Here is a 12,364-nt window from a genome sequence, read left to right on the forward strand (position 1 = left end):
TCATCCGTGGTAAGATGGGTGTAGGTCATTTGTGGTCACTCCTTTGTATTCTTTGGTCGGAATTACAAGTTGAGTGTACCACAAATGGCTGTTTTAGTTGTCTAGCTTAATTTTACAATCGGCGTATTTATAAATAAGGGGGATTGATTACATGTTAGTTGCTATGTCAAAAGAAGGCGAATTAATTTATGCTAGTGAAGTTAAATTTAAGTATCCAAATTTAATGGAATTTTATTGCCCGACTTGTGCCCAAAAGGTATTTTATAAAGATAGTCATAAAGGTAAAGGGTTTTTTAGTCATTATTCAAAGTGCCAATTAGTAGAGAGTCGAAGGAGTCCTCTTGAATCAGATGAACACAAACGTGGAAAAGAAATAATTATTGAAGAATTGCAAGGTATACAGAAACTAGTTCTTCAAACTGAATTGTATTTTCCAGAAATTAATCAATTTGCAGATGTCTATGTCACAGTAAAAAGAGAGAGTAGCAAATCTGTTATTTATGAATTTCAAAGATCCGTCATTCCAGCTGCCGATGTTATAGTAAGAAATCAAAATTATAAACAGCTAGTGAATCAAGTGCACTGGCTGATGGATGATTACACAACGCGTAGCACCGCCTTGAATCAAAGATGGAAGCAGACAATGTTAAATTATAATGATGACTGGGGCTTTCACTTGAAATTTCTTAACTTAAAGAAGAAAGAAATTGTTATTCAACGTCATCTACCAATCATCTATCAGAAAAATAATTATAGACTGAAACAAAATAGAATGACCATTCGTGAGTTCCATCAACTAGATAGCTTACAAGATGAAAATTGCGAGTTAATTTCAGTGCGAAAGCGAACTAAAGCGAGTTTAAATTATAATCGTCAATTAAATGGCATTATGAATAATGAAGCGTATAGAAATACCATTTACTTATTATATCAACAAGGTACTGTATTAACTGATATGCCAGAATGGGTCTTTACAGAACAGTGGGAAGTGCTATTAACTCAATCGCCCAGTTGGCTTGTCTTTTCTTGGTCATTGGCAATCATCAGACAGCTTAACTATAAATTTACCACTGACGCCTTTATAGAGAAATTTCGAGCTTGTTCTGAAATTAAAGTAGCTCGAACACCGCTCATTTATAGTGATATCTATCCAGTTTTATGTCTTGCAATACTTATATTACTGTTTCAAAAAGGGATATTAGAAAAAGTGAGTAATGTGGAATGGATTTCAAAATAATGATTCTTCAAATTGGTTTAGAAATAGTGCATGTGATACACTAGTTATATGATTTTAAATGAGGAGGATATTGATGACAGATTCAAATGTAAAAACAAGAGAACAAATGAATGCAACATATCAATGGAATTTAACACCATTATTTGCATCCGACGAAGAGTTTGAAAGTGGGTACGCTAAAGCTAAAAATAATCTTGATAAGATTACAGCTTACAAAGGCAGATTAGGGGAAAGCCCAGAAGTGCTTAGTGAAGCTATCGATACATTATTAGAGTTAGGACGCGAAGTTTCTAACTTAGGTGTGTATGCTCATCTGAAAAATGATCAAGATCAAACAAATCCGACATACCAAAAGATGAATGCTCAAACCGAGCAACTATATTCTAAATATAGTCAAGTGACGTCATTCTTTAGACCAGAATTACTTGCTATTCCTGCTGAGAAACTAGAAGAAATGACAGCAAACAATGATAGACTGAAAGAATTAGATCAGTTTATTGACGATATTGCACGTAATCGCGAACACGTTTTACCACCAGAACAAGAATTATTACTAGCCAGTGCGAGTGAAGTTTTTGGTGGAGCAACACGTATCTTCGGCTACCTAAATAACGCTGACTTCCAATTCCCAACTGTGAAAGATAGCGAAGGTAATGACGTTCAATTGACTCATGGTCTATACGGCAAATTATTAGAAAGTACATATAGACGCGTCAGAAAAGATACTTTTGAAGGGTTCTACTCTGTGTATCAACAATTTGAGAATACTTTAGCTCAAACTTTAACAACTGAAATTAAGACACATAATTACAATGCTAAAGTTAGAGGGTTTGAATCAGCGAGAGCAGCAGCTTTATTCACTAATAATATTCCTGAATCTGTCTACGATACATTATTAGAAACTGTTGAATCTCGATTAAACTTATTACATCGTTATGTAGACTTACGTAAATCATTGTTAAATATCGATGATTTAGAAATGTATGACATGTATACACCATTACTGGGTGAACCTCCAATTGCCTTTACTTATGAAGAGGCAAAAGAAATTACTTTAAATGCGCTTCAACCATTAGGTGAAGAATACTTAGAAATCATTCGCAATGCGTTTGACGAGCAATGGATTGATGTTTATGAGAATAAAGGGAAACGTAGTGGAGCATATTCATCAGGAACATATGACAGCAAACCATATATTCTAATGAACTGGCAAGATAGCCTAAATTCATTATATACACTCGTCCATGAATTAGGACACAGTGCCCACAGTTACTTAACCCATGCGAATCAACCGTACGAATACGGTAGCTACTCAATTTTCCTAGCAGAAATCGCATCTACAACAAATGAAAACTTACTAACGAATTATTTATTGAGAACTTATGATGATAAAGATATTCAACGCTATGTTCTAAATCATTTCTTAGATGGATTAAAAGGAACAGTCTTCCGTCAAACTCAATTCGCAGAATTTGAACACTTTATCCACGATCAAGATGGTAACGGTCAACCATTAACAGCTGAGTTTCTGTCAGAAAACTATCAAAAATTAAATGCGAAATATTATGGTTCATCTGTGAATTCTGATTCTGAAATTAAGAATGAGTGGAGTCGTATCCCTCACTTCTATATGAATTACTACGTATTCCAATATGCGACTGGATTTGCTGCAGCAACTGCCTTTGCAGATCGTATTGCTGATGGTGATAAAGAAGCATTAAATAGCTATTTAGGTTTCTTGAAATCAGGTAAAAGTCAGTATGCCATCGATACGATGAAGACTGCTGGTTTAGATATGACAAAACGTGATTATATCGAACAAACTTTAGATGTATTTGAACAAAGATTAGCTGAATTTGAAGCACTATTAGATTAAGTCTAAGGAGAGCGATTTGTAACTAGAACGTTTGAGCGTTCTATTACGAATCGCTTTTTTGTATTCGAGATAAATGAACATAAAAATATATTCACGTCGATAAAACAATATTGATATATATAAACGGCGAAAATAACGCTTACCAACCACAAATTTATGACTAAATTTCAAAAGTTAACTTATCAAAATTAATTGGGTTATATATACTTAATGAATATTTAAAAAAAGATGATTAAATAACTTTTTGTTCATCTAAAATTAACATAAAATAATGAGGTGTATAAATGGTTGCTTTAATGGGTTATTTATTAATAATTGTTTTTATGATTCTAATTATGATGAAAAAGATATCTCCTTTCGTTGGCTTAGTTTTCCTACCAATAGTATGGGCGATTATGGGTCAATTATTTGGCTTATGGAATATTGATATTGGACAGGCTGCAATGGATGGTCTACTAGGTACAGCGCAGACAGGTATCATGCTATTCTTTGCAATATATATGTTCACAATTATGATTGATGCTGGTCTATTCGACCCGCTTTCAAACGCTATGATTCGTTTTGCAAAAGGAAATCCACTGAAAGTGATGATTGCAACAGTCGCATTGACTGCCGCAGTATCATTAAACGGTGATGGAACCACGACAATGATTATTGTATGTACGGCTTTTGTGCCAATATACAAACGTCTAAATATGAAGAGGTTAGATTTAGCCGTATTAACAATGACATCACATTCAATTATTAATTTGCTACCATGGGGTGGACCAACAGCGCGTGCGATTGCAGTAATGAATGTAAGTGAAGCAGATGTTATGCGTGGTTTAACACCAATGATGATTGCTGGAATTATTCACATGTTTATCGTAGCTTATGTGATTGGTCGCGGTGAACGGAAACGTTTAGGTGTCGTGAATCTATCGAATAATGAACTTGAGAAATTAATGGTTATCGAAGATCAAGAGACGCTTGATATCCGTCGACCTAAGAATGTTTGGATCAATGCGATTACTGTATTTGTTGCCATAGGGTTATTAATCGCCAATGTCATTCCATCAGCAATCATTTTTATGGTTGGTACAGTTATTGCTTTACTTGTAAACTACGGGTCGTTGACACTGCAAAAAGAGCGTATTGATAATAATGCAAGTGAAGCTAACCAAGTTGTTATGACAGTATTTGGTGCTGGAGTATTTATGGGAGTTTTACAAGCAACTGGAATGGATGATGGGATTGCATCAAGTTTGAATTCAATCATTCCAGAAAGCTTAAGTGGCTTCTTTGGTATCATTGTTGCTATTATATCCGCTCCAGGTACATACTTCTTACATAATGATGCATTCTACTACGGAATGATGCCTATTCTTGCTGAAGCAGGAACGGCTTACGGCTTTACTGCCTAGAGTTAACTTTTGCATCTTTAATGGGACAAGCTTTCCACTTATTCAGTCCATTAGTACCTTTTGCTTATGTATTATTAGGTATGACAAATGTGGAGTGGGGCGACTGGCAGAAAAAAGGCCTTCTCGTATCACTAGGAATATTTATTGTTTTTGTTATAGTTGGTGCAGTTACAGGGATAATGCCAATATCTTTGTAGAATCAATTTTAGAAAATGAAGGGAGCAATTGATGTGAAAATTACATTAATACCAGGCGACGGGATTGGTCCCGAAATTACTGAAAGTACACGGAATATTGTAGATGCGCTAGATATTGGAATTGAATGGGAAGTTGTTGCAGCGGTGAAGCTGTCTTTAATAAACAAGGTACATTAATTCCAGATGATGTTTATGAAAGTATTGAAAAGAATAAGATCGTGTTAAAAGGACCCATTATGACACCGATCGGAAAAGGTTTCCGTAGTGTTAACGTAGCCTTACGTAAGAAATACGATTTGTACGCGAATATTCGTCCTGTAAAAAGTTTAGGAACCATCCCATCTTTAACCAAAGATTTAGACTTAATTCTCTTTAGAGAGAACACAGAGGATTTATACGCAGGTGTCGAAAAGCAAATTTCAGATGATGAAGCTCATAGCATTAAGATCATCACACGATCCGCATCAGAACGAATTGTACGCGAAGCCTTTGAATATGCAAAAGCGAATGATCGTCAAAGTGTGACAGTTGTGACAAAAGCAAATATTATGAAGCTGACAGATGGATTGTTCCTAGATGTTGCCCGAGGCGTAGCTGAAGAGTACCCATCCATAGAATTCAAAGAAATTTTAGTCGATAATATGGCGATGCAATTAGTCATTAATCCTAAGCAGTTTGATGTTATAGTTACTGAGAACCTCTATGGTGATATTCTGTCTGATTTAATGGCAGGTTTAGTAGGTGGTTTAGGCTTAGTACCTGGAGCAAATATTGGCGAAGATATTTCAATTTCTGAAGCAGTACATGGTTCAGCCCCTGATATTGCAGGCAAAGGCCTAGCAAACCCCACAGCGATACTCTTGGGGGTTTGCCAGATGCTAGATCATATTGAGCAAAAAGATGCGTCAAATCGCCTAAGAAACGCATTAGACACCGTCTTAAGTGATTCAAATAACTTTACTAAAGATTTAGGTGGAGAGATGACTACTATAGGCTTTACTGATGCCGTCATAAAAGCTTTATAGTCTTAATAAGGAATATCTTTGAAAGAAGTAGTGCGACGGCGCTGCTTCTTTTTTTGTATCTTGAAATATAACCTAAAGATGGCTATAATAGAGAAGTTAAGCCGCCATAGTGTAATGGATATCACATAAGATTCCGGTTCTTAGGATGGGGGTTCGATTCCCTCTGGCGGCGTTTAAATTAATAAGATACTTAACAATTCATTTTATTCAATTGTTAAGTATCTTTTGTTTTATTTTTGCATGAACGGTTAACAATATAAATAAATACGTGTATACTGTGAGAATAGTTATGAGAGATAATTGGAAGTATATAGATAAGTTGTTTAATGGAGGAATGAGATGAGACGAAGTCGTTATCAAATTATGGTGTACATTGCCATGCTAGCTGCACAGGCAGTAGTTATAAGTATTCTTGAAGGAGCGATCCCTTCACCTCTTTCCTTTGCTCCTGGAGCTAAATTAGGTTTAGCGAATTTAATATCTGTGATTGCTATATTCACACTGCCTTTTTCAAAAAGTATTCAAGTCGTGTTAATTCGAACTGTACTCACTGCTTTAATTGGTGGTAATATGTCAACGTTTTTTTATAGTTTATCGGGGGGATTGTTAAGTTACTTTGCAATGTTATGGTCGAAAAAACTAGGACCTAATAAGGTGAGTATTATTGGGATTTCTGTTCTCGGAGGGGTAATGCACAACATTGGACAACTAAGTGTAGCAGCCTTATTTGCAAGATCGTTCTCCGTGATGAATTATCTTCCGGTTTTATCAATTTCTGGGATTTTAGCTGGCTTTGTTGTCGGCTTCCTTGGGAATTTTTTACTCGAGCGTATCTCAGTTCTTCAGATGTATCATAAAGAACACGTCGCAAATACAGACCAAAAAAATTGGTTATCAAATCATAAATAAAAAATACCTTCTAACGAAGCTACTTGAAAAAGTACTCATCGTTAGAAGGTATTTTGCTTATTGACTTGAACCTTGTGCAGAAATTAATTGTAAGACACGTTGCGTTGTACCATCTGAAGCAGTTCGTTCAATTACAATAATACCGACAGTTGGGGCAAAGTAGTAATTATAAGTAACAGAACCACTATCTTCTTGCGCCTGTTCTTCAATACGAAGAACATCATTAAAGGTTTGGCCACCTACATCATATGAACTTATTAATTCGGATACCTTGCGTCTTTTTTCTTTGTTGTATCCACTTGAAAAGCTTGATCCAATAGTTAAATCACTCGGTAAAATGAGCGATTCATCATTATCACTTGCTTCTGGTGAGTAACGTAAATCGTCTACAACATAATAATCATTGAAAGAAGCGAGTTCATAAAAGCCTGTATCACGGATTTGATACACATAAGCGATAGCTTCTTGGCCAGAAAATGACGTCACTTGAAAAATTCCGTTACTATCAGGCGAATATTCCATAATAATATCTTGGGCATCAAAGTAAACTTGATCACCTTGATATTGATAATTTATAAAATTTGCATAAGGAACAAATTCCTCAAAAGAAATGCTTATCTGTTGGCTCATACTTTCATCATCTACATTGTCATTTATTTCTTGATCCTCAGAAGAGTCAGGCAATTCATCTTGTTGGGAATCATTTATATTATTTTCTTGGGCTTGAATAACCTGTCCATTACTAATGCTTAAAAACATGATTGATAGAACAAAAGTTATAAACTTACGCATATTCAAATTAAAACTGACGCGCAAAATTGCCACCTACTTTCCATTTACTTCTTGTGTAATAAAAGTATAGCACATCAAAACTATATGTGTGTAAAGATTTCGGGGAATAAAGATTGAAGAATTTACTAATTATATTCGGTTTTATGAATTATTTGTGAAATTGATCTCCAATTACCTAGTTATTTTTTTGTAATTCCGATAAAATCTAGTATGATAAACAAGATAAGAATTACATGAGAGGAAGATAAAGATGAAAGATTGTATTTTCTGTAAGATTATAGATGGTGATATACCTTCAGCGAAGGTATATGAAGACAATGAAGTATTTGCATTCTTAGATATGACGCAAGTAACTCCAGGGCATACTTTAGTAGTACCAAAAAAACACGTTGAGAACATCTTTGAATATGATGAAGACGTTGCGGTAGCAGTCGCGAAACGCTTACCTAAAATTGCAAATGCAATAAAAGAAGCATTTCCTGATGTTAAAGGAATGAATATCGTAAATAATAATGGTGAGTTAGCATATCAATCCGTTTTCCATACTCATTGGCACCTATTACCACGTTACACTGAAGATGATAAATTCGCTATCGAGTTTAGTAATAATCAAGACAGCTATACACAAGAAGAGTTCAATGAAAGAGCAGCATTAATTGCGTCACAAATCAAAGAAAATTAAAGAGGTGTATTTATATGGTTGGATTTAAATCAGGATTATTTTGGGGAGCTTTCTTTGGAGGACTAGCAGGGTTAATGAATGCGCCCAAGAGCGGTAAAGAAACGCGTGAAGATTTGAAGCACTTTATTGATACGACAACGGATGATGTGAATGATGTTCGTTATAAAGTAGACAATTTAAGAATGTCAGTGCAGAAATTAACTCAAGAAGGCATGGATAGTGTTAAAACTGCGACAGATGGTATTCAAACATCGTTACAACATTTCGAAGAAGAAACCACGCCAAGAATTAATCGGATTCAACGTCATATCGAGGATTTAAACGAAGATATTGAAGAACAAGTAGAAGAAATTAATCTTAATAATTAATTAATTTAAATGAACTTAAATCAATTTGTTTGAATTTTCCTAGATTAATATATTAACATGGAGTTCAAATAGATAAAGTATGATATATTTGTAACATATTTAAAAATAGTTAGGAGCCAAAAACTTTATGAAAAAAACGCTAAAAAAAGTATCATTAGTTGCTTTAACATCAACATTATTACTTTCAGGACTAGGTAGTATTGCCTCAGTAATGGCACAAGAAGAATCAGCAGGTGAGGTCATTGCAACTGTAGGTGGCGAGGATATTACTAAAGAGGAATTATATGAATCAATGAAAGCTATCGCTGGTGATACAACATTGAGAACAATCATTCTAGAAACTGTCTTAGAACAAAATGTATCGGATGCTGAAGCACTAAGAACTGCAGCGGAAGAAGAAGTCCAAGCTCAGATCGACGAAGCGGGTGGGGAAGAAGTTTTCCAACAATTATTAGCATACCAAGGCTTAAGTGATATCGAAACATATACTTACCAAATCTTTGTAAGAAATATGTTCCAAGAAGTTGTAGAAAGCCAAATAGACATGTCAGATGAAGCTATTACAAACTACTATGAAAATGAATATTCACCTTTAATGGAAGCTCAACATATCTTAGTTGAAACAGAAGAAGAAGCCTTAGATGTGATTGAACGCATTAATAATGGCGAAGAATTTGATGCAGTAGCACAAGAAGTGTCATTAGATTCAACTGCACAAAACGGTGGATTATTACAACCATTCCCGGCCGGACAAATGGTTCCAGAATTTGAAGAAGCAGTAATAAACTCAGAGAACGGTAAAATGACAGAAACGCCTGTAGAATCACAATACGGTTTCCACGTTATTCGCACAATCAATAATGGTGAAAAACAACCATTAGAAGATGTTCGTGAAGATGTTGAAGAACAATACGTTACTTCACGCTTTGCTGATAGCCAATTCGCTTATGGAGTGATAGGTCAATTACTCCAAGATACTGGATATGAAATTCATGACGAAGACTTACAAAACGCTGTTCAAGACTTAATTGATCTTGCAAATGCAAACAATGAAGCAGCAACAGAAGAAGAATCAACTGAGGAGACAACTGAAGAATCTACGGAAGAAACTTCAGAAGAAACAGCTGAGGAAACAACAGAAGAATCAGCAGAAGAAACGACTGAAGAGACTACTGAAGAGTCTGCAGAATAATTTATAACATATAATAGACAGCTGATTATTAAATCGGTTGTCTTTTTTTGAGAATGAATGAGCAATTACTTATTATTCGTGAGAACTTCACATTTAGTTAAAGATAAACTCATGAAAAGACTAGCGATTTCTTAGGGAACTTTAAAGAAAGTCATTTGATGAGTATGTTAAATTAGATAAGGTAAAAGAACATACATAATCAGGAGGCTATGAAATGACACAAACAATAATTTCAAGAATCACTCAAGGTAAAGATGTCGCACAAAAAGCAATCGTTGAAAATTTCAGAGGTCTATATCGCAAAGATTCCCGTTTTACTTATCCTGAAGCCACACTAATATTACCAAAATCAGTTAAAAATAATAAATAATCACTTACAAACGCCACTGTATATCACTCATTGATGTACAGCGGCATTTTATTGTTTGTATATGTGAATTCAGCTACAAGCCGAGATTCATGTGATTCAAAAAAAGTGTTTGTGAAAAAATAAACACCATTTTTAATCATTGAATTAGTATAAAATTCGTATTTAGATAGCATCGATCACTTGATATTATAAATACAATAAAAAAAATAATATGTGAAATGGCGAGCTAGTAGTTTTGTTCCTATGGGATAAACAACGAAATTACTTGTGAAAAAAATATTAAAGTAAAAAACACATTGTAAAAACGTAATACTAGCGGTATACTATGAACGAAATTATTTGATAGGAAGTGAATATAATTGGCAAAAGAAATAGTAATTGTAGGTGCTGGCTTTGCCGGTGTTGCAGCGGCAAGAAAATTAGGTAAGAAATATAAAAAAGACAAAACTGTCAATATTACATTAGTTGACCGTCATTCATATTTAACATATATGACTGAATTACATGAAATTGCGGGTGGACGTTTAGAACCAGATGCAATTAAATATGATTTACGTCGTATTTTCCATCGTTTGAACAACGTAAAATTAGTAACAGATAATGTATCTGAAATTGATCACGATAACAATGTTGTTATTGGAGAACAAAGCAATTATAAATTTGATTATTTAGTATTAGCTGTTGGTGCTGAGCCAAATGATTTTGGTATCGACGGAGTGAAAGAGAATGGATTCACATTATGGTCAATGGAAGATGCAGAACGCGTTCGTGAACATATTATTGATATGGTTTATAAAGCTGCGCGTGAACACGACCCAGTTAAACGTCGTGCATTGCTATCATTCTTAGTATGTGGTGGAGGTTTTACTGGTGTTGAGATGATTGGTGAATTAGTTGAATGGTTACCAATCTTAGCTGAAGAACACAAATTAAATCCAGATGAAATCTCATTCCATTTAGTAGAAGCTGCTCCAAAGATTTTAAATACTGTTACAGAAAAAGAACAAGAGCGCGCTATGAAATATATGCGTAAAAAAGGCATTGATATTACTTTAGGTGATGGAATTGCTAAAATCGCGGAAGATCATATTGAACTTGCTTCAGGTAAGAAAATTGCTACATATACTTCAATTTGGACTGCAGGTATTAAAGCGAATACTGATGCTAGTGAATGGGGTGTTGAACAAGCACGTGCTGGTCGTTTAGTAGCAGACCAATACATGCAAGCAAAAGGATACGACAATGTATTCGTAGCTGGAGATTTAGTTTATTATGAAGATCCAACAAACAACAACATGCCTACACCTCAAATCGTTCAAGCGGCAGAGTTAACAGGTGATGTTGCAGCAACATCAATCATTTCAGAAATTAGTGGTACTGAAAAAGAAGAATTCGAAGGTAAATATGATGGTAACATGGTATCTATTGGATCAACTTATGGTGTAGCTTATCTCTATGATAAATACAGTGTTCAAGGCTTTATCGCCATGTTCATTAAACATGCAGCTAACGTGATTTACTTCTTAAGTATTGGAAGTTTCTACTATGCATGGTTGTATGTTCGTCACGAATTCTTTACAATCAAACACAAACGTAATATTTTCCGTGGTCACTTATCTGCTCATGGTAATATTTTATGGTCAGTGCCATTACGTCTCTTCTATGGAGCTATGTGGTTAGTTGAAGGGTTGAAGAAAACATTTGGTATGTTTGGTGGTCAATCTTGGTTTGAAGATGAAGTTGTCTTCCCGTTCCCTTGGTTACAAGAAGAAGTAACAAGTGCAGCGTCAGCAACTGAAACAGAAGAAGTTGTTGAAGTGGCAGAACAAATCTTTAGTTTAAACTATGTTTACGGTGAAGAGCCAATGTTAGTCTTTGATGAAATGCCAGGTTGGTTCGCATCAATTATGGAATTCATGATGCCAAATCAAGATGTTGCATTATTCATGCAAAAAATGATGTCATTAGTAGAATTAGGAATTGGTTTAGCTTTAATTGCTGGATTATTCACATTCCTAGTAAGTGGTTTAACTGTTGTCTTAGTAGCAATGTTCTGCTTATCAGGAATGTTTGTATGGGTTAACATGTGGTTCATCCCAGCTGCAATTGCTTTAATGATGGGGGCAGGTCGAGCATTTGGATTAGACTACTATGTAATGCCATGGTTAGGTAAACTATTCGATGGTTGGATATGGGGGAAACCTAAGCATATCTACACAGATAATATAGGATAAAAGAATAGATTATTTTAAATCGAAAGCTAGGATTTTAACGGATAGAAAGTAGACCTATCTTCGTTAAATCCTGGTTTTT

General features: G+C 34.9%; 11 protein-coding genes, 1 tRNA gene and 1 pseudogene. 12 read left to right on the forward strand and 1 reads right to left on the reverse strand.

The features are described from left to right. The first annotated feature begins 151 nt into the window (after nucleotides 1-151). The 7 genes and pseudogenes from ACEN3Z_RS03990 (at nucleotide 152) to ACEN3Z_RS04020 (ending at nucleotide 6,647) form a co-directional block, all read left to right on the forward strand. Nucleotides 152-1,237, forward strand: a complete 1,086-nt coding sequence (locus tag ACEN3Z_RS03990; protein WP_138405562.1) for a competence protein CoiA — start codon at nucleotides 152-154, stop codon at nucleotides 1,235-1,237. A gap of 73 nt (nucleotides 1,238-1,310) precedes the next feature. Continuing rightward, nucleotides 1,311-3,113 (forward strand): oligoendopeptidase F, encoded by a 1,803-nt coding sequence (gene pepF, locus ACEN3Z_RS03995; RefSeq protein ID WP_407089726.1) that lies wholly within the window; start codon nucleotides 1,311-1,313, stop codon nucleotides 3,111-3,113. A gap of 284 nt (nucleotides 3,114-3,397) precedes the next feature. Next, nucleotides 3,398-4,713: pseudogene (locus ACEN3Z_RS04000) on the forward strand (CitMHS family transporter). Nucleotides 4,714-4,746: 33 nt separating this feature from the next. Then, a complete protein-coding gene (locus ACEN3Z_RS04005) occupies nucleotides 4,747-4,890 on the forward strand; it encodes an isocitrate/isopropylmalate family dehydrogenase (RefSeq protein WP_235888845.1) in 144 nt (47 codons plus the stop codon). Next, entirely contained in the window at nucleotides 4,839-5,738 is a 900-nt protein-coding gene (locus ACEN3Z_RS04010; RefSeq protein ID WP_235888846.1) for an isocitrate/isopropylmalate dehydrogenase family protein, read from the forward strand. Before ACEN3Z_RS04005 ends, ACEN3Z_RS04010 begins: the two co-directional genes overlap by 52 nt. Nucleotides 5,739-5,838: 100 nt before the next feature. Further along, nucleotides 5,839-5,910: transfer RNA gene (locus ACEN3Z_RS04015), tRNA-Arg, on the forward strand. A gap of 167 nt (nucleotides 5,911-6,077) precedes the next feature. Then, nucleotides 6,078-6,647: a Gx transporter family protein gene (locus ACEN3Z_RS04020; RefSeq protein ID WP_138405072.1), complete on the forward strand. Its 570-nt coding sequence runs from the start codon at nucleotides 6,078-6,080 to the stop codon at nucleotides 6,645-6,647. A 57-nt stretch (nucleotides 6,648-6,704) separates the two neighbouring features. Here ACEN3Z_RS04020 and ACEN3Z_RS04025 read toward each other — a convergent pair whose 3' ends face one another. Then, the gene (locus tag ACEN3Z_RS04025) at nucleotides 6,705-7,439 is read right to left on the reverse strand and encodes a hypothetical protein (protein WP_407089727.1); all 735 of its coding nucleotides are present in this window, start codon (nucleotides 7,437-7,439) and stop codon (nucleotides 6,705-6,707) included. Between the two features lie 250 nt (nucleotides 7,440-7,689). On the opposite strand from ACEN3Z_RS04025, the gene ACEN3Z_RS04030 reads away from it, so the two are divergent. From ACEN3Z_RS04030 to ACEN3Z_RS04050, 5 genes are all read left to right on the forward strand, one after another. Next, nucleotides 7,690-8,121, forward strand: coding sequence for an HIT family protein (locus ACEN3Z_RS04030; protein ID WP_407089728.1), 432 nt, complete (start codon nucleotides 7,690-7,692; stop codon nucleotides 8,119-8,121). Between the two features lie 14 nt (nucleotides 8,122-8,135). Next, nucleotides 8,136-8,489, forward strand: a complete 354-nt coding sequence (locus ACEN3Z_RS04035; RefSeq protein WP_138405069.1) for a YtxH domain-containing protein — start codon at nucleotides 8,136-8,138, stop codon at nucleotides 8,487-8,489. A 127-nt stretch (nucleotides 8,490-8,616) separates the two neighbouring features. After that, a complete protein-coding gene (locus ACEN3Z_RS04040) occupies nucleotides 8,617-9,681 on the forward strand; it encodes a peptidylprolyl isomerase (protein WP_407089729.1) in 1,065 nt (354 codons plus the stop codon). A gap of 214 nt (nucleotides 9,682-9,895) precedes the next feature. Next, the gene (locus tag ACEN3Z_RS04045; RefSeq protein WP_218931869.1) at nucleotides 9,896-10,051 is read left to right on the forward strand and encodes a hypothetical protein; all 156 of its coding nucleotides are present in this window, start codon (nucleotides 9,896-9,898) and stop codon (nucleotides 10,049-10,051) included. 359 nt (nucleotides 10,052-10,410) lie between these two features. Further along, entirely contained in the window at nucleotides 10,411-12,285 is a 1,875-nt protein-coding gene (locus ACEN3Z_RS04050) for an FAD-dependent oxidoreductase (protein ID WP_407089730.1), read from the forward strand. The last annotated feature ends 79 nt before the right edge of the window (nucleotides 12,286-12,364 follow it).

It is taken from the genome of Ruoffia sp. FAM 26254, from assembly GCF_045528545.1.
GTDB classification, from domain to species: domain Bacteria; phylum Bacillota; class Bacilli; order Lactobacillales; family Aerococcaceae; genus Ruoffia; species Ruoffia halotolerans.